17 protein-coding genes are annotated in these 17,076 nt (G+C 71.4%); 4 read left to right on the forward strand and 13 right to left on the reverse strand.

The features are described 5' to 3' along the window. Positions 1 to 28: 28 nt before the first annotated feature. The 10 genes from KY5_RS15115 to KY5_RS15160 all read right to left on the reverse strand — a co-directional run bounded on the left by KY5_RS15115 (position 29) and on the right by KY5_RS15160 (position 10,561). Positions 29 to 1,522 carry an alkaline phosphatase family protein gene (locus KY5_RS15115; protein WP_234362734.1) on the reverse strand — a complete coding sequence of 498 codons (1,494 nt, stop codon included), beginning with the start codon at positions 1,520 to 1,522 and terminating at the stop codon, positions 29 to 31. A 158-nt stretch (positions 1,523 to 1,680) separates the two neighbouring features. Then, positions 1,681 to 2,760, reverse strand: coding sequence for a 2-aminoethylphosphonate ABC transporter substrate-binding protein (locus KY5_RS15120; protein ID WP_098242744.1), 1,080 nt, complete (start codon positions 2,758 to 2,760; stop codon positions 1,681 to 1,683). Between the two features lie 41 nt (positions 2,761 to 2,801). Beyond that, positions 2,802 to 3,599 carry an ABC transporter permease gene (locus tag KY5_RS15125; RefSeq protein WP_098242745.1) on the reverse strand — a complete coding sequence of 266 codons (798 nt, stop codon included), beginning with the start codon at positions 3,597 to 3,599 and terminating at the stop codon, positions 2,802 to 2,804. Then, on the reverse strand, positions 3,586 to 4,443 hold the full coding sequence (locus KY5_RS15130; RefSeq protein ID WP_418952780.1) for a 2-aminoethylphosphonate ABC transporter permease subunit: 858 nt from the start codon (positions 4,441 to 4,443) through the stop codon (positions 3,586 to 3,588). The genes KY5_RS15125 and KY5_RS15130 overlap by 14 nt, the downstream gene beginning before the upstream one ends. Before the next feature lie 64 nt (positions 4,444 to 4,507). Continuing rightward, entirely contained in the window at positions 4,508 to 5,560 is a 1,053-nt protein-coding gene (locus tag KY5_RS15135; RefSeq protein WP_098242747.1) for an ABC transporter ATP-binding protein, read from the reverse strand. Next, a complete protein-coding gene (locus tag KY5_RS15140; protein ID WP_418952781.1) occupies positions 5,560 to 6,252 on the reverse strand; it encodes a phosphonatase-like hydrolase in 693 nt (230 codons plus the stop codon). Before KY5_RS15140 ends, KY5_RS15135 begins: the two co-directional genes overlap by 1 nt. 5 nt (positions 6,253 to 6,257) lie before the next feature. Then, a complete protein-coding gene (locus KY5_RS15145) occupies positions 6,258 to 7,382 on the reverse strand; it encodes a TIGR03364 family FAD-dependent oxidoreductase (protein ID WP_098242749.1) in 1,125 nt (374 codons plus the stop codon). Positions 7,383 to 7,540: 158 nt separating this feature from the next. After that, positions 7,541 to 8,365, reverse strand: coding sequence for a GntR family transcriptional regulator (locus KY5_RS15150; protein WP_098247266.1), 825 nt, complete (start codon positions 8,363 to 8,365; stop codon positions 7,541 to 7,543). 125 nt (positions 8,366 to 8,490) lie between these two features. After that, positions 8,491 to 9,276, reverse strand: a complete 786-nt coding sequence (locus tag KY5_RS15155) for a hypothetical protein (RefSeq protein ID WP_098242750.1) — start codon at positions 9,274 to 9,276, stop codon at positions 8,491 to 8,493. 166 nt (positions 9,277 to 9,442) lie between these two features. Continuing rightward, complete coding sequence (locus KY5_RS15160; RefSeq protein ID WP_098242751.1) at positions 9,443 to 10,561, reverse strand: ROK family transcriptional regulator; 1,119 nt, start codon at positions 10,559 to 10,561, stop codon at positions 9,443 to 9,445. Positions 10,562 to 10,617: 56 nt separating this feature from the next. On the opposite strand from KY5_RS15160, the gene KY5_RS15165 reads away from it, so the two are divergent. The 4 genes from KY5_RS15165 to KY5_RS15180 all read left to right on the forward strand — a co-directional run bounded on the left by KY5_RS15165 (position 10,618) and on the right by KY5_RS15180 (position 13,666). Next, positions 10,618 to 11,724, forward strand: a complete 1,107-nt coding sequence (locus KY5_RS15165) for a Gfo/Idh/MocA family oxidoreductase (protein WP_098242752.1) — start codon at positions 10,618 to 10,620, stop codon at positions 11,722 to 11,724. Continuing rightward, complete coding sequence (locus KY5_RS15170) at positions 11,721 to 12,206, forward strand: heme-degrading domain-containing protein (protein WP_098242753.1); 486 nt, start codon at positions 11,721 to 11,723, stop codon at positions 12,204 to 12,206. Before KY5_RS15165 ends, KY5_RS15170 begins: the two co-directional genes overlap by 4 nt. A 136-nt stretch (positions 12,207 to 12,342) precedes the next feature. Next, positions 12,343 to 13,245, forward strand: coding sequence for a radical SAM protein (locus KY5_RS15175; protein WP_098242754.1), 903 nt, complete (start codon positions 12,343 to 12,345; stop codon positions 13,243 to 13,245). A 10-nt stretch (positions 13,246 to 13,255) separates the two neighbouring features. Next, entirely contained in the window at positions 13,256 to 13,666 is a 411-nt protein-coding gene (locus KY5_RS15180) for a nucleotide triphosphate diphosphatase NUDT15 (RefSeq protein ID WP_159072528.1), read from the forward strand. Here the strand turns inward: KY5_RS15180 and KY5_RS15185 are convergent. The 3 genes from KY5_RS15185 to KY5_RS15195 form a co-directional block, all read right to left on the reverse strand. Next, complete coding sequence (locus KY5_RS15185) at positions 13,638 to 15,389, reverse strand: hypothetical protein (protein WP_098242756.1); 1,752 nt, start codon at positions 15,387 to 15,389, stop codon at positions 13,638 to 13,640. The genes KY5_RS15180 and KY5_RS15185 overlap by 29 nt on opposite strands. 49 nt (positions 15,390 to 15,438) lie before the next feature. Beyond that, positions 15,439 to 16,194 (reverse strand): trypsin-like peptidase domain-containing protein, encoded by a 756-nt coding sequence (locus KY5_RS15190; protein WP_098242757.1) that lies wholly within the window; start codon positions 16,192 to 16,194, stop codon positions 15,439 to 15,441. A gap of 242 nt (positions 16,195 to 16,436) precedes the next feature. Continuing rightward, the gene (locus KY5_RS15195; protein ID WP_098242758.1) at positions 16,437 to 17,003 is read right to left on the reverse strand and encodes a hypothetical protein; all 567 of its coding nucleotides are present in this window, start codon (positions 17,001 to 17,003) and stop codon (positions 16,437 to 16,439) included. Positions 17,004 to 17,076 lie beyond the last annotated feature (73 nt).

The raw sequence follows: 17,076 nt of genomic DNA on the forward strand, positions 1-17,076 counted from the left end.
CAGCGCTGTGCCGACGCCCACAGCCTAATCAGGAAGCGGTGATCTTGACCCCGTCGATCGTCCAGTACCAGTTGTTGCCCCCGGTGTAGCGGAACCGGACCTGAGCCTTCCGGGCGCCCGCGGGGACCTGGAGTGCGATGTTCTCCACGACGGACGCCGTGTCCGTCGTGTACGTCTTCACAGCGAGGGGGGTCCCGCCGTCGTACGAGACGAGGACCTCGCCCTTCTGCGGGGCCTCCTGGCGGTAGTACGTCGTGTACGTGAGCGTGGCCTTGCGGCCGCCGGTCACGTCGTACGAGGGGCTGACGAGCGTCGAGTCGAAGGTGCCGGTCACGGCCTTGTCGCTCCACTCGTCGCCGTCGGCCACCGCGAACACGCCCCGGGCGCGGATGTTGTTCTCGCGCCGCTGGTCGCGTTCGGCCTTGGTCCAGAACTCGTCCGTCGTGAAGGACCAGCCGCGCCACTCGGTGACGCCGCCGGTGCCCATCCTGGTGTTGTCGACGCTCCAGCCGCTCGGCGGTGTGTGGGTGAAGCCGATGACGCCGGAGCCGATGCCGCTCTCGTCGACCGGGCCCGTCAGCCTGGTGCGCAGGGCGTCGAAGTCGTCGGGCGTCGGCTGCTGGATCGGGCGGCCGTCGAGGCCCCAGGCCGGGTCGATGGCGATGCCGAGGTGGGTGAGCGCGCTGGCCGCGATGTCGGGCATGCGGACGTCGTGGCGGACGGATCCCGCCGTGACCGTGCCGCCCGTGGCGATCATGAAGGTCTGGCGCTCGGCCCAGGTGGAGCCGCCGTGGCCGCCCGCGTCGGTGTGCCCGTGGTCCGCGGTGATCATGATGAGCCAGTCCTCGTTGCCGTACGTGGCACGGGACTTGACCGCCGAGAGGATCTGGCCGACCTGGGTGTCGACGCCGTGCAGCGCGTCGAGGTACGCCTGGCTCGCCGCGCCGCTCGCGTGGCCCGCGTGGTCGACGTTGTCGAGCTGGACGAAGACCGCGTCGGGGTTGCCGTTCTTGACCTCGGCGACGGCGCGGGACGTGGTGCCCACGTCGTACTCGGCGGCCGGGGTGGAGACCCGCGTGTCGACCTTCGCGGAGAAGATGATGTCGGTGATCGGCGCCCAGGACGCCACCGCGTAGGTCCTAAGGCCCGGCTTCGCCGCCTCGACGCGGGTCATGAAGTCCGGGTACTTCGCGAGCTGGTGGCCGGTGAACTCGTTGTTCACGACCTTGTGCTTGTCGGGCCAGACGCCGGTGATCAGCGTCGACCAGCCGGGGCCCGACGAGGTGGGCGCGAGCGGCTGGGCGTAGAGCGCGCTGGGCGCGGTCAGGCCCGCGCTCATCAGGCCCTTGAGGGTGGGCGTATCGGCGTCCTCGACTCTGCTCAGCAGCGCGCCGTCCAGGCCGATGACCAGGACCTTGGGGGTCTTGGCCGCGGCCCTGGCGACGGCGGTGAGGGGCCCTGCGGCGAGGGCGGCGGCCGCGGTGGAGACGAGCAGCGAGCGGCGGGTGATGCCTGACGACACGTGGTCCTCCGGGAGGCGAAGTGATCGAAGTGGGGGGCGGGCGCACGCCAACGCCCCTGGGATTCCAGGGGCGTTGGGTCCATACCCGTTATCTTTTCGCTACCGGGTCCCCCGGGGCCAGAGGCACGACGGTGAACTCTCGGATCCCCGGTGAACTCTCAGCTACCCGTCGCCGACTTCCAGTCCTCGACGTACGTCTTGAGGTTCTCGGAGATGTCCGCCCAGTCGGGCTCGAAGACCTCGACGCCGTCCACGATCTTGTCGAGGGCGACCGCGTTGGCGTCGGTGGCCTTGACGTCCTTGCGGGCCGCGAAGCCGCCGCCGATCTCGCTGACCTGCCGCTGCGCCGTCCGCCCGAGCAGGTAGTCGAGGAACTTCTTGGCGTTGGCGTCGTGCGGGGCCTTGGTGACGAGCCCGGCCGCGTAGGGCAGGGCGAAGGTGGTCGGCTTGCCGCCTTCCTTGGCGGGGAACCAGATGCCGAGGTTCGGCATGTCCTTGGACTGCGCGTAGTTCATCTGGACGTCGCCGTTGGCCGCGAGCAGTTCGCCCTTGTCGACCTTGGGCGCGAGCTTGCCGGTGGAGGCGGACGGGCCGACGTTGTTGGTCTGGAGCTTCTTCAGGTAGTCCATGGCGGGCTTCTTGCCGCCGAAGTCGTGCATCGCCTTGATGAGTACGGCGGTGCCGTCGCCCGCGACGCCGGGCGTGGAGTACTGCACCTTGTCCTTGAACGAGCCCTCGGTGAGGTCCTCCCACGTCTTGGGCGCCTTGCCGCCCGCCAGCTCCTTCTTGTTGTAGATGAAGCCGAAGTAGTTGTTCACGACGGACGTCCACTTGCCGTCGGCGTCCTTGTCGGCGCCGTCGACCTGCTCGGACCCCTTGGGCTTGTACGCCTGGAGCAGGCCCTTCTCGTCGGCCTGCTGGATGAAGGGCGGCAGCGTGATGATGACGTCGGCCTGCGTGTTGGACTTCTCGCGGACGGCGCGCTGCACCATCTCGCCGGAGCCGCCCTCGACGTAGTTCACCTTGATGCCGGTCTTCTTCGTGAAGTCCTTGAAGACCTGGTCGTACCAGCCGTCGCCGTTCTCGCCCTTGAGGCCGTCGGCGCTGTAGACGGTGACGGTCTTCTCGTCGGACGCGGCGGAGCTGCCGCCGCACGCGCTGAGGGATCCGGCGAGGACGAGGCTGCCGGTGACGGCGGCGATCGGCCGGATGTGTCGGGTTCGGGTAAGGCGGGACATGACGTTTCGTACTCCTTGAAGAACCGTGGGACGGGGTGAGTTCAGCGATAGGAGGCGCGGGTGCGGACGCGGGAGACGGCGAAGAGCACCATCAGCGTCGCCGCCATCAGGACCACGGCGACGGCGGCACCGGTGAAGAGGGAGCCTCGGTCGGTGGCCGCGTAGATCCGCACGGGGAGCGGCATCCAGTCCGGCGGGTAGAGCATCATCGTGGCGCTCAACTCGCCCATGGAGAGCGCGAAGCAGAGCCCGGCGGCCGCGGTCAACGACGGCAGCAGGAGCGGCAGCTTCACCTTCCACAGGACGTACGAGGGCCGGGCACCGAGCGATGCGGCGGCCTGTTCGTACGCCGGGTCGAGACGCACGATGGCAGCCGAAACCGACTGGTAGGCGAACGCCGTGACAAGAATGGTGTGCGCGAGGATCACGATCGAACTCGTGCCGTTGAGGATCATCGGCGGCTTGCTGAACGCGACGAGGACCGCGAGGCCCACGACGACGGACGGCACGGCGACGGGCAGCACGAACAGCGCGTCGAGCAGGCGCTTGCCGCCCTTCTTCAGGGATGCGGCGGCCAGCGCGGCCCACGAACCGACGGTCAGCGCGAGCAGGCTGGCGCCGAGGGCCGTGACCAGGCTGGTGGTGAGCGCCTGGAGCGACTCCCCCCGGGTCGCCGACGCGTAGTGCTCGGTGGTGAACCCGGAGGGGAAGGCCCCCGACCAGTGCTGCGAGAACGACGCCGCGAGGATCACCAGGAGCGGCAGCGCGAAGAGCGGCAGGAAGAGGACGAAGAAGAGCGCCCAGGTGGCCCACTTCCCCTTGCGGCTATGCACCAACACGACGGCTCACCACCCGGTACAGGCCGTACAGGCCCACGGAAATCGCGATGTTGACGACGGCGACGACACAGGCCGCCGGATAGTCGGACTCCAGGATCGCCTTGCTGTAGACGAGCATCGGCAGGGTCGTGACGCCCTTGGCCCCCGTGAACAGCACGATCCCGAACTCGTTCAGACACATGACGAGGACGAGGCTGCCGCCCGCGGCGAGCGCGGGCAGCGCCTCGGGCAGGATCACCCGGCGCACGATCCGCCACGGCCTGGCGCCCAGGCTGGAGGCGACCTCCAGCTGCGCGGTGTCGATCTGCGAGAACGCGGCGAGCAGTGGCCGCATCACGAACGGCGTGAAGTACGTGATCTCGGCGAGCAGCACGCCCCACGGCGTGGTGAGGAACTGGAAGGGCCCCTCGGCGGCGCCCGTGGCGTCCGTCCATACCCCGTTGGCCATGCCCTTCGTCCCGTAGACGAACAGCAGGGCGAGGGTGATCAGGAAGGAAGGGAAGGAGAGGAAGACGTCGATGAACCGGGAGACGGCCTTGCCGCCGGGAAACGGCACGAAGGCGATGACGAGCGCGAGGGCGAACCCCAGGACGAGGCATCCCACGGTCGACCCCACGGCGAGCCACACGGTGGTCCCGAGCGCCTCCCGGAACGCCTCGGAGGCGAACACGTCGGAGTACGGCTGGAGGGAGGTCCCTCCGGTGTCGGGTTGCACGGACTGCTGGACGACGAGGGCGAGGGGGTAGAGGAAGAAGAGCGCGAGCAGGGTGATGGGGGGCAGGGCCCACACGAAGGCAGGCACCTTGCGGGTGGCCCGCTCCTGCTGTGGGCAATTGTTCCGCACGGCGGATCCCGACCCACCGATAGCCCCCGTCGCCGAGTCCTGCATACCGAGGCGCTCAGTCGGACTACCCATCGGTCACCCCGCCGGACAAGAGCACCGCGTCATCAGGTGCGAAGTGCAAGGTCACAGAGTCCCCGATGGCAGGTGGTGTCCGGAGCTCACGGACATCCGCCTTCACCCGCTCCCCCGCGACATCCACGTACAACCGATGCGTGGCGCCCCGCCATTGGACCTCGGTCACCTCTCCCCGGAGGGGGTTGGGCCCGTCGCCGAGCCCCACCAGATGCGGCCGCACGCACAACGTGGCCGTCACCCCGGCGGCCACCCCACCCGTGTCGACCTTGAGCTCGGTCCCGCCGAGGGAGACACCTCCCGACCCCACCGTCACCGGAAGGAGATTCGCGTTGCCCACGAAGGAGGCGGTGAACTCGGTCCGAGGCGCGCGGTAGAGCTCCTGCGGCGTACCGCAGTCCCGCAGCCGCGCCCGGTCCATGACCGCGATCCGGTCGGCCAGGGTGAGCGCCTCGACCTGGTCATGGGTGACGTACAGGATGGAGACGTCCGGCAACTCCCGGTGCAGCCGGGCTAGTTCGGCCAGCATCCCGGACCGCAACTGCGCGTCGAGCGCGGACAGCGGCTCGTCGAGCAGCAGCACCCCGGGCCGGATGGCGAGCGCCCGCGCGATCGCGACCCGCTGCTGCTGCCCGCCGGACAGCTCGCGCGGGAAGCGCCGCGCGTACGCCGCCATCCCCGTCATCTCCAGGGCTTCGGCGACCCGTCCGGGGATCTCGCCCTTCGCCACCTTCTGCGCCTTCATGCCGAAGGCGACGTTGTCCGCGACGCGCATGTGCGGGAAGAGCGCGTACTGCTGGACGACCATGCCGATGCCGCGCTGGTGCGGCGGCAGGCCCGTGACGTCGCGGTCGCCGATGAACACCCGCCCCGACGCGGGCCGCACGAAGCCCGCGACGGCCCGCAGCGCGGTGGTCTTGCCGGATCCGGAGGGCCCGAGGAGGGCCATGACCTCGCCGGGTTCGACGGTCAGGTCGAGGGAGTCGAGGACCGTGTTCCCGTCGTAGGCGACGGAGACCCGGTCGAAGCGGATGCCGCTGCCCATCAGCCGACTCCCCTGAGTATCGCGGGCAGTTCGGCGACGGAGCCGAGGACGTGGGTGGCACCGGCCTCGCGGAGCGCCGCGTCGCCGTGGGCGCCGGTCAGCACCCCGGCGACGACCGAGGCCCCGGACCGTACGCCGCTGAGCATGTCGTACGCCGTGTCGCCCGCGACCGCGACGTCCTGGACCCCGTCGACCGCCCCGGTGCGCAGGAACGCGGCGAGCACCATGTCCGGGTAGGGCCGTCCGCGGCCGCCCGCGTCGGCGGGGCACAGGGTGAGCCCGACGAGGTCGCGCCAGCCGAGCGCGTCGAGGATGGCGTCCTGGGTGACCCGGGCGAACCCGGTGGTCAGGACGACGGTCCTGCCCTCCTCCTGGAGCTCCTCGATGGTCTCGCGCGCCCCGGGGATCGGGGCGATGCGGCCGCCGTCGACGAGCGTCCCGTACGCCTTCTCGAAGGCGATGTTCGCCTTCTGGGCGAGCGCCTCGTCGCCGAAGAGGTGCCGGAAGACGGAGATCTTGGACTCGCCCATCGTGGCGCGGACGTACTCCAGCTTCGCCGCGTGGTCGGCGGAGTCCGGCTCGACGCCGAGCTCGCGCGCGGCGGCGGCGAAGGCCTGCTCGACGAGTCCGCCGTCGGCGACGGTGGTGCCCGCCATGTCCAGTACGACGAGGCCCGTGCGGTGCGTGCTCAATTCGTTCACCATCCCAGTTGGTCCGCGGTCTTCTCGGCGATGGCGGGCGAGCAGGTCATGCCGCGCCCGCCGGGCCCGGTGACCAGCCACACGCCGGGGCGCAGCTCCTGCCGGTGCACGACCCTGCTGGTGTCGACGCACTGCGCGTACACCCCGGCCCAGCGCCGCCTGATCTTCGGCAGCGGGCGGCCGAGGAAGCCCTCGACGACCTCGGTGAGGTGCTCGTAGGGGTCTTCGAGGGTGTCGAAGGCGAAGGGGTGCTCGTACTCGTGGGTGTCACCGATGGTCAGGCCGCCGTCCGCGCGCTGGACCATGAGCAGCTGCATCTTGTGCGCGGCGGCGGTCGGCGTCTGGGCCTGTCCCGCGTTGAGCGCGTCGAGCGCGTCGGACTTGTACGCCGGGTAGTAGCGGAAGCTGTCGGCGTCGGCGACGGAGGTGGTGAGCGCCTCGCCGAGCGGTTCGGTCTGCATCATCTGGAGGCGCACGCGGCGCACCGGCAGGTCGGGGCCCGCGAGGTCGCGGACGAGGCCGCCGAGCCAGGCACCGGTGGCGAGCACGACGGCGTCGCCGGTGTGCACGTCGCCGTGGTCGTCGCGGACGCTGCCCGTGCCGACGACCTCGCGGACCTCGCGGCCCGGCAGGAAGGTGTAGCGCGGAGACTTCAACAGGGCCTCGCGCAGCCGCAGTTGGGCGGTGCGCGGCTCCACGGCCGCGTCCCGCTCGCACCACAGGGCGGCGCTGAACTCGCCGCGCAGGGCGGGGTTGACGTCGCGCGCCTCGTCGGCGGTGAGCAGCTTGTAGCCCCGGGCCGCCGCGTCCGGGCGGGCGAGCGCCGCCTCGGCGACGGCGCGCTCGCGCTCGTTCCGCACCAGGGTCAGCGAGCCGATGGCCCGGAAGCCGAGGCCGGGCACGCGTTCGCCGATGCCCTCCCAGAGCTCCCTGGCGCGCAGCGCGGTGTCGAGCTCCTCGCCGCCCGCGCGGCCGCTCACCCATATCTGTCCGAAGTTGCGAAGCGACGCCCCGCGGGCCTCGCTCTCGCGCTCGATCTGTACGACCTCGTGGCCGCGTTCCACTGCGTGCCAGGCGTGCATGGTTCCCACCACGCCGGCTCCTACGACGATGACTCTCACGGCGGCAACGCTCCTGGGGTCGGGTGGACCGCGCGGGGCCGACGGGCAACGGGACGGTGAACGGCCACCCAAGCTTGGCCTAGACCCGTTACGTTCTCGTTATCTTCCAGGGTCGATCACTGCCGATCGCCGCCGATCGCCGTCCGTGGAGGGCGTGTTCAGGCGTTGTCAGCGGCTCCTGTGTCTGCGGCTCCCGCGGTGTGGCCGAGATGCGTGGTGAAGGAGAACCGGTCGCCCCGGTAGAGGGTCCGCACCCGCTCCAGAGGGCGCCCCGACGTGTCCCGGGAGAGCCGGTGGATCAGCAGCATCGGCAGCGCGGGCGGCGTCCCGACGAGCAGCGCCTCGCGCGGGGTGGCGAGCACCGTCTCGATCCGCTCGTCGGCGTCCCCGAAGGCGATGCCGAGTTCGTCGCGCAGATAGGCGTAGAAGGACGAGTCCGGCTCGAAGTCGCCGTCGAGACCGGGCACCCTGGCCACCGCGACGTAGGTGCTCTCCAGGCCGACCCGCTCGTCGTCGGCGAGCAGCACGCGCTCCATGTGCCAGACGGGTTCGCCCACGGCGGCGCCGATCTCCGCGGCGAGCACGGGCGGGCACGGGAAGCGGTCGAGGGAGATGAGGTTACGGCCGGGCGTCCGCCCCTGTCGCCGTACGCCTTCGGTGTAACTCGCGAGCGACAGCGGCTGTTCCAGCTTGGGACCCGCGACGACGGTGCCCCTGCCCTGCCTGCGGAGCCGTCCCTCCAGGAGCAGTTCGCGCAGCGCCTGGCGGACGGTCTCGCGCGCCACCTCGTACCGCACGGCGAGATCCCGCTCGGTGGGCAGCGTCCTGCCGTCCCCCAACTCCTCGATGAGGGCGGCGATCCTGGCCTTCACCGCGTAGTACTTCGGGATGCGCCCGTGCTCGGGGATGCCGGAGCGCACGGGGGCGCCGGGAGCCTGGTCGAGCAGGTGGGCGGGCGGCTGCGCGGTGTTCGGGTTGTCCACCCGGGGATGTTCGCAGACCTTCGTGAACTGGAAGGTGAACGGCGGGTGCCGGGCGGTGTGATCGGGCCCCAGTGTGATCGGGCCCCTGCGCGATCGGACACCGGCCTGGTCGGACACCGGCCCGTTCAGCGCCCGGCGGTCCCGATGCGCCGGGATCCCACCACGAGGGCGCCGCCGACGAGGAGGAGTGCGGCGGCGGTGGCCCCGAGCCCGCGCAGCGCGGCGGGACCCGTCCGCGCGAGTTCGCTGGTGGCCGACGGCAGGCGGGCGCCGCCGGTCACGATGTCGAACGGGTAGTCGTTGGACTCGCCGATCCAGTCGCCGTCGTCGTCCTTGCGCTGGACGAGCGCGGCGGACGCGACGACGTGGTCGGGCCGCGCGTCGGGGGTGAAGGCGAGCCGGGTCTTGACGGTGAGGGTCTTGCCGGGGGCGATCGTGAAGCCCGCGAAGTCGTCGGAGCCCGCCGACCCCTCGGAGCCCTCGGAGCCCTCGGAGCCCCCGCCGAAGACGCCGATCTTCTCGTCCTGGTCGGTCTTCTCGAACGCCACGGGCCGCCAGCGCGTCCCGTCGTGGAACTCCAGCCGGATCTGCCGCGCCCGCAGCGTCCGCTTCCCGTCGACGAGGACGAGGATCGGGTGGACGTCGCCGCAGGAGTCACCCGTGGTGTTGGTGAGGTCGATCGTCCAGTTCCGGTGGCCGCCGCCCGCGCGGTAGGCGGCGGGGCCCTCGTGGATGCGCGTGTCGACGGGGAAGTCGGCGCTGTCCTCGCCCGCGCAGCCGGACCCCCGCGGCGCGACACCGGAGCCCGCCGCGGCTGGCGCCTCCGCCACGGCTGGCGTCCCCACCGCGACGGGCGCGAGGGCGACGGCCGCGGCGGCGACGCCGGAGGCGAGAGAACTGCGGAAGCGCATGGCGGACCTTTGCTGAACGGGACGCGGAAGGACGGTCGTGGCCCGCGACCCTGCCACGCGCGCGCGACCTCATCGGCGCGCCACCACCCGATGGGCCCGATCAGCCGCCCAAGTCCCCCCGATCAGCGGATTTCCCTCACTCCCTATGACCTCACTCCCTACGACCTCACTCCCGATGAGCGGGAAACGCCACGTCCGCCCGCCCGAAGACCGGCGCGAGCACCAGCTGGGCCGCCCCCTCCGCGACCCCGCGCTCCCCACCGGGAGCCAGCGCGACGGGCACCCGCGCACCCCCGCCACCGCGCCGCACCCGCTCGTCGACGACCGCGCCCACACCCCGTACGAAAAGGTCCTCGGCGGCGAAGACGGTCCGTCCGCCGAGCAGGACGCGGTCGATGTCGAGCAGCCCGACGAGGTTCCCCGCCGCCGTGCCGAGCACGCGCGCGGCCTCGTCGAGCGCGCCCCTGGCGACGGCCGCGAGGCACAGCGCCTCGACGCAGCCCCGGTCCCCGCACTCGCACGCGGGCCCGTCCAACTGGAGCACCTGGTGGCCGAATTCGCCTGCCCCCGTGCGCTCGCCCCGGTACAGGGCGCCGCCGAGCACGAGCCCGGCGCCGAGCCCGGTGCCCAGGTGCAGGTACGCGAAGGACTCGGCGGCACCCGCGAGCGCGAGGCCGAGGGCGGCGGCGTTGGTGTCCTTGTCCACCACGACGGGCAGCGCGAGCCGCTCCGCGAGCGCGTCCCCGAGCGGGAAGCCGTCCCACGCGGGGAAGCCGGTCACGCGGTGCAGCAACCCTGCGGCGTGGTCGAGCGGGCCCGGCAGGGCCACGCCCACGCCGGACACCGGGCCGTGCCCGGCGAGCAGCGCCCGCACCTCCCGCGCCGCCACGGCCACGACGGCGTCCGCGCCCGCGCCGAAGGCGAGCGGGGCGCGGCGCTCGGCGACCACCGCGCCGGTCAGGTCGACCAGGACGGCGGTCAGCTCGTCGCGGTCCAGGTGCAGGCCGACGGCGTGCCCCGCGTCGGGGACGAGCCGGAGCACCGTGCGCGGCTTGCCGCCCGTCGAGGCGCGGCGGCCCGCGTCGGCGGCGAGCCCCTCGGCGCGCAGCCGGGCGGTGATCTTGCTGACCGCCTGCGGGGTGAGCCCGGTGCGCTCGGCGAGCTCCAGACGGCTGATGCCGCCCTCGCCCGCCGCGCGCAGCAGATCGAGCACGAGCGCGGCGTTGTGGCCGCGCAGCGCGGGCAGGTTCGCTCCGGTGTTGGCCCTGTTCACGTACGACTTCACGGGGCCATTGTCCCCTCCGCTTGCACTTTGGCAACACCGTTGCTTAAGTGGAGTGCATGACTGGTACAGGCTCTGGCACCCCTCTCCACGACGGCACCCCCCTACGCGTCGGCCTCGTCGGGTACGGCCTCGCGGGGTCCGTCTTCCACGCCCCGCTGATCGCCGCCACCGACGGGCTCGTCCTCGACACCGTCGTGACGTCGAACCCGGAGCGGCAGGAGCAGGCCCGCGCCGAGTTCGGCGACGAGCTGCGCGCCGCCGCGTCGGCCGACGAGCTGTGGGAGCGGGCCGACGAGCTCGACCTGATCGTCATCGCGTCCCCGAACAAGACCCATGTGCCGCTGGCCACCGCCGCCCTCAAGGCGGGCCTGCCGGTCGTCGTGGACAAGCCGATCGCGGGCACCGCCGCCGAGGCCCGCGAGCTCGCCGCCCTCGCCGACGAGCGCGGCCTGCTCCTGTCCGTCTTCCAGAACCGCCGCTGGGACAACGACTTCCGTACGCTGCGCCGCCTGATCGCCGACGGCGAGCTCGGCGACGTATGGCGCTTCGAGTCCCGCTTCGAGCGGTGGCGCCCGCGCCCCAAGGGCGGCTGGCGCGAGTCGGGGAACCCGGAGGAGATCGGCGGTCTCCTCTACGACCTGGGCAGCCACGTCGTCGACCAGGCGCTCGTGCTGTTCGGCCCGGCGGCCCGGGTGTACGCGGAGACCGATGTGCGCCGCCCCGGCGCCGAGGCCGACGACGACACGTTCATCGCGCTCACGCACGCCAGTGGCGTCCGCTCGCACCTGTACGTCAGCGCCACCACCGCCCAGCTCGGCCCGCGCTTCCGCGCGCTCGGCTCGCAGGCGGGCTACGTGAAGTACGGCCTGGACCCCCAGGAAGCCGCCCTGCGCGACGGCAAGCGGCCCGCGTCCGACACCCCCTGGGGCGTGGAGCCCGAGTCGCTGTGGGGCCGGGTCGGCTCCGGGGAGTCCCCGCTGACCGGCGGCGGTCGCCCCACTCCCACGCTGCCCGGCGACTACCCCGCCTACTACGCGGCGATCGCCGACGCCCTGCGCGGCACCGGCGAGAACCCGGTCACCGCGCACGAGGCGGCAGCGGCCCTCGACGTCATCGAGGCGGCACGCCGCTCGGCGCGCGACGGTGTGACGGTGACGCTGTGACGACGCCCCCCGCCACGCCCACGCCCACGCCCACCGTCGCCGAGCTGGAGGAGCAGGAGCGCCGCCTGGTCCTGCCCCGCTTCACGTACGACGACGCCTGGCGGCTCGGCACGCTCCTCGTCGAGCTGGCCCGCGAGCGCGGGGCCCCCGTCGCCATCGACATCCGGCGCGGCGGCCAGCAGCTGTTCCACGCGGCGCTGCCGGGGTCGACGCCCGACAACGACGCCTGGATCGACCGCAAGCGCCGCGTCGTCGAGCGCTACGGATGCTCCTCATACCTCGTCGGCTGCCGCTTCCGCGCCAAGGGCACGACGTTCGAGGAGTCGTCGCGCCTGGACCCCGACGTGTACGCGGCCCACGGCGGCGCGTTCCCCCTCGCGGTCGAGGGCGCGGGGGTGATCGGCACGGTGGTGGTGTCGGGGCTGCCCCAGGTGCGGGATCACGCGCTGGTGGTCGAGGCGTTGGAGCGGTTCACGGCGTAGACCCTGAGCGGTTCACGGCGTAGGCCGTGCCATCTACGCATACACTCGCGCTCCCGACGGTCAGAACAAGGCTCTTTCAGCCTGATGAGCGCGTTCCGGCCATGCGTCGCCCCAGGGACCCCATAAGGTCACCCGCATGCGCCTGCCCGCGTCCGTCGAACTGCCCCCCGTGCGTCTGCCCGCCTTCGTGGACCTGCGCCCCATCGGCCGTTGCAACCTCGACTGCCCCTTCTGTTTCGGCCCCCGCCACGACGTTCCCTCCATGGACGAGGAAACGGCACTGCGCGTCGCCTCCGTCCTGCGGGACGGCGGCGTCCGGGGCGTCGTGATCTCCGGCGGCGAACCGACCCTGCTGCCCTACCTCCCGGATCTCGTACGGGAGTTGAGCGCTCCCCTGCCGGACGGCCGACGCCCCCGCGTGGTCCTCAGCACCAACGGCCTCGCCCCGCTGCGCGCCATGGAGCGCGTGCTGCCGGGGCTCTCCTGGATCGCCCTGCCGCTGGAGTCCAAGGACGGGGCGGAGCACAAGCTCATGCGCACCGGTGTCGCGCCGCACCGCGACAAGGTGCTCGGTCTCCTCAGGGAGGTCCGCAAGAACCACCAGCACGTCCGCGTCAAGCTGGGCACGGTCGTCACCCGCCTCAACACCAAGGGCGCCCCTGACGTCCTCGACCTGATCGAGGACGACGGATCGCTCCCCCACGTGTGGAAGGTCTACCAGATGTCCGAGACCAACTACGGCGCGGACAACAGGGACTGGCTCTCCATCGGGGACGACGAGTTCGAGGACGTGGTGGCCCGCTGCCAGGAGGCGGCCGACCGGCGCGGCGTGCCCCTGCGCGTGTACCGCAACTCCACCCGCACCGGCAGCTACTTCTTCGTCGACCCGGACTGCGAGGTCGTCGTGGTCGACGAGGGTGGGGAGCGCAGGACCGGGAATCTCTTCGAGAGGCTGGCACGAGGAACGCTGCGTCCCGCCGAGCTGATCACCCCGGCGCGCAATGCCGAGAACTTCGACGGTACGTACCCGGATGCATGAGGAGCGCCCGATGACAGCACACGTACGCGTAGGGGTCCAGGCGATCGTCCGCCTCGGCGGTGACGTCCTGCTCGGCCTGCGGGCCAACTGCTTCGGCGCGGGCACCTGGGGGCTGCCCGGCGGCCATCTGGAGGTGGGCGAGACGCTCGTGGACGCCGCGCGCAGGGAACTCGACGAGGAGACCGGCGTCCGCGCCCTGGACCTGCGGGTCGCCTGCGTCACGGATCCCGACCCGGCGGCCAACCACCACATGCAGGTCGGCGTCGAGGTCGTCGACTACACCGGAGACATCCGCGTACGCGAGCCCGAGCGGTGTCTGCGCTGGGAGTTCTGGCCCATGGACGCGCTGCCCGAGGAGCTCTTCGTCGGCTCGGTCGGCGTCCTGGCGAGCGTCAGGACCGGCGCCCTGCACCACCCGTGAAGCCCCCGCCGCGCTCGTCGTCCTCGGCGTCGTCGTCGTTCTTGCTCAGCCGGTCGTCGGACTGCGTCGCGAGCAGCGCCCGCAGCCGTCCCTTGTGGCGCTCCTCCTGCACCCCGAACTGCTCCCAGGTACTGGTCAGTTCCCACTGTGCGAGGAACGCCGCCTGGCTGTCCGCGTAGTACTTGCTGTCCTTGCGGAACCGGTGCTCGAAGACCATCAGGCCCCTGCGCGTGCGGTGCTGGGGGTTCGTGGTGATGTACGGCTCGAAGAAGCTGACCTCCGAGGTGATCAGCGTCGACCCGGAGAGATCGGTGGGGGTCAGCTTCAGCTCCACCTGCCCGGGGAACTCCTTGCGCAGCGCGAGATAGGAACGGATCACCGGCACATAGGTCTTGCGGTAATAGTCGCTCGCCTTCACCCGGTCCACGATGTTCTCGCAGGCCCGGTCCGATTCCGTGCCGTGGTGCATGAAGATCGCGAGATTGTTCCAGGGACTGCTGAGGATCACGTGGAAAAGGACACCGCGTTGCAGCGCCTTCCTGATCTGCCAGTAGAAGATGTCCAGGTCGTCGAGGAAATACGAGGCTCCCGCGTGCGCGATGAGTCGGATGACATTCAGCTCCGCGTCGATCGCCTGCCGCTTCGCCTCATTGCGGAGGTCGTTCTGCTGGGGCGTATAGGTGCGATCGATGAGGTACGGCAGATCGTCCGGCTGCACGGTCGCTTCCCGTAAATGCGCGAGCGCCTCCCTGATCGCCAGCGTCTGGGCATGGCCGCGGCCGAGCACGTCCACCGCCATCTCCTCGGCGGTCTCCAGCAGGCACACGGCACGCTGCCTGCGCAGCAGACTGCCGGAGCCGCCGCTCGCCGCGTCGAACTCGGCCACCGCCAGGGCCGCCTGGGACACGATGGTCTCGCGGTGGCGCGCCCCGAGGAGGGCCGACGCGTTCAGCTTGACGATCTCCATCTCGCCCAGCTGGTGCTCGCTGCGCTCCACGTCGTGACTCGCGGCGGCCTTCTCGTACTTCGCCGTGGCCAGCGCGCGCCGCGCGGCGATCGCCGTGGGGTGGTCGCCGCCCTTGAGGCGGATGACGTCGTCGGACGACTGGTCGAACTGCTCCATGGCGGAGTCGAGTTGGGTGATGTCCGCACGCTCCCTTGCGACTTCGAGGAGCACCCAGTCCGCGGTCATCCGCGCCTCGCGGTCCTCGTCGCCCCCGTACGTGTCCAGCTCCCGCAGCGCCTTGCCCGCCCAGACCTCGGCGTCCGCGATGTGCCCCATGCGCAGGCTCACGGCGCCCAAGTTGGCCAGTATCCTGCCCCGTTCGGGTACGTCGCTGCCCCACTTGGCCCTGCTCAGGGCACAGCACAGGATGAGCCTCGACCGTTCCAGCTCGCCGTGTTCGGCGAACAGCGCGCCCAGTTCGTTCCAGACGGAGGCCCCGTACACCTCGCGGTCCGCCTCCGATATCTCCATGTGCCGCAGCGTCATGCCCGCCACGTTCAAGGAGAGCGTCTTCATGCCGAGAGCGCCGAGCAGCTTGGCGAGGTGGGTGAGTTGCTCGGCGAAGCCCTGCTGGGACTCGGCGGCCGGCTCCGGCCTGCCGACGTACTTCACGTAGTCCGCGAGGCGGTCCCTGTCGCTCCTGCGTGGTGCGGACGGCGCGAGGAGCATCTCCTCGGCGACCGCGATGGCGTGATCCAGGTATTCGGTCGTGGTCATGGTTGTTCCTCCTGGGGTGCCGCCGGCCCGCTGCCGGTCGGGCGCGGTATCAGCGGCGCTTCCACGGCAGTCTCACCACGGACGAGTAGCCCGCCCGGTCGAGGGCGTCTCTCGCCGCGGCCCTGCTCCGCATGTCGTCCACCGATTCGATGGGCTCCAGGCGGTAAGGGCTCACGGACAGGGGGTAGGGGTCCCTGCCCAGGTCCTCGATGCGGAAGCGCCCGAACCGTCGGACGGCCTCCCGCACGGTGCCCGCGTAGACCGTCTTCGGGTCGGGGCCCGCTCCTGGCCGCAGTTTGACGATGAGCCCGAGGACGACGGGCGGCCGATAGGGGTCCCCGCGTTCCACGGGACTCCCGGCGAACCTGCCGTAATCATCTGGTACCCGGTAGCAGTCGAGGCGCAACGCGCAGACCCGGGCCCCGTCCTTCGTGCTCCGGTACGGGCTGGCGACTTCGGCGACGCTGCCCCTCAAGTCGTTCCCGGTGTCCGGCAGTTGATGGGTCGCCTGCCACAGCTCGCCCTCGCGCGCCTCGTCGAAGCACACTCCGGGGAGCTGGACGTCCTCGTCCTTGTGGAAGATGAGCCTCAGCAGCGCGAGGTCGGAGAGGTCGTCGTACTCCTGCACCTCGCCCATGGCCTGCTTGCCGTCCGGCAGACAGAGCCGCACCGCCGACCTGCCCTCGAGTTCGTTCGCCTCCAGGCAGTGCGCGGCGGTGAGGGCGAAATCCCGGGTGAGCCGCACGCCGGACCCCAGCCGGCAGTCGTCCCGGTAGATTTCTATGAAGTACTCGTCATAAACCACGGGTCACCCCCCGTACCGACCCCCTGAGCGAACCCCCGCTTTCGCCCGGAAGACGCCATGGTAGCCAGGAACGGTTTCCTCGGCGCCGCGCTGTGCGCGCTTCTTGGGGAATATGCCGGAAGAAAGGCCGAATACCGTTGCCGTTACGGCACGTTGGGCCTTTTCCGCCCCGTGAATCACAGTCGCCCGCACCACTCCGCGATCAACCGGAAGAGCCCGCGCTTTCACTGCCGCGGCCCCGGTCAGTTCCCGATCCCGCGTCTCCTGCGCCAGGCGTGCCGCTCCCGCACCTTCCACCACCCGGGGGGCGGTTCGACGTGCACGTCGGCCCTCAGCAGCCCGATGACGCGGCTCTCCGCCTCACGTGACACCCGCACGCAGTCCAGGAACCGCACCCACCTCGGGTCGGACGCGCTGCGCCGGGGGTTGGTCTCCCGCTGGGTGCGCCAGGCGCCCCAGGCCGTGTTCCAGCCATCCAGCGCCTCGGACACCCGCTCACAGGCCTCCAGGAGTTCATCGGTCCCGTAGATGTCCATGCGGGCCACCAGCGCGGGCATGTCGCCCAGGGGGTCGGGATCACCGGGCTCCCGCTCGGGGAACCTGCCGCTCTCCTCGACCTCGTCGCGCAGGTGCCCGATCCGGTGCATCACGATCACGGCCTCGTCGTAGACGCCACGGCGGCGCTCCCAGACGCGGCTCTCGTGCTCGCGCCTGCTCGTGGCGCGCTGGATGTACCAGGCACTGGAGAACGTGGCGAGGGATCCCAGCGCCGTGCCGGTGAGCGCGGCTTCGACCGCAGTCAGTCCCACGGCGCCATCATGCACCGGCAGCCCGCCGGGCGGCAGCCCTCGCTCCCGGCGCACGGGAGTCAACTGCCGCCAC

The organism is Streptomyces formicae (genome assembly GCF_002556545.1).
GTDB lineage: Bacteria > Actinomycetota > Actinomycetes > Streptomycetales > Streptomycetaceae > Streptomyces > Streptomyces formicae_A.

What these genes read in the sequence shown, in the direction of transcription:
- KY5_RS15180 (WP_159072528.1), top strand. Translation starts at nt 13,256, where the DNA reads ATGACAGCACACGTACGCGTAGGGGTCCAGGCGATCGTCCGCCTCGGC.
- KY5_RS15165 (WP_098242752.1), top strand. Translation starts at nt 10,618, where the DNA reads ATGACTGGTACAGGCTCTGGCACCCCTCTCCACGACGGCACCCCCCTA.
- KY5_RS15155 (WP_098242750.1), bottom strand. Translation starts at nt 9,276, where the DNA reads ATGCGCTTCCGCAGTTCTCTCGCCTCCGGCGTCGCCGCCGCGGCCGTC.
- KY5_RS15135 (WP_098242747.1), bottom strand. Translation starts at nt 5,560, where the DNA reads ATGGGCAGCGGCATCCGCTTCGACCGGGTCTCCGTCGCCTACGACGGG.
- KY5_RS15185 (WP_098242756.1), bottom strand. Translation starts at nt 15,389, where the DNA reads ATGACCACGACCGAATACCTGGATCACGCCATCGCGGTCGCCGAGGAG.
- KY5_RS15175 (WP_098242754.1), top strand. Translation starts at nt 12,343, where the DNA reads ATGCGCCTGCCCGCGTCCGTCGAACTGCCCCCCGTGCGTCTGCCCGCC.
- KY5_RS15120 (WP_098242744.1), bottom strand. Translation starts at nt 2,760, where the DNA reads ATGTCCCGCCTTACCCGAACCCGACACATCCGGCCGATCGCCGCCGTC.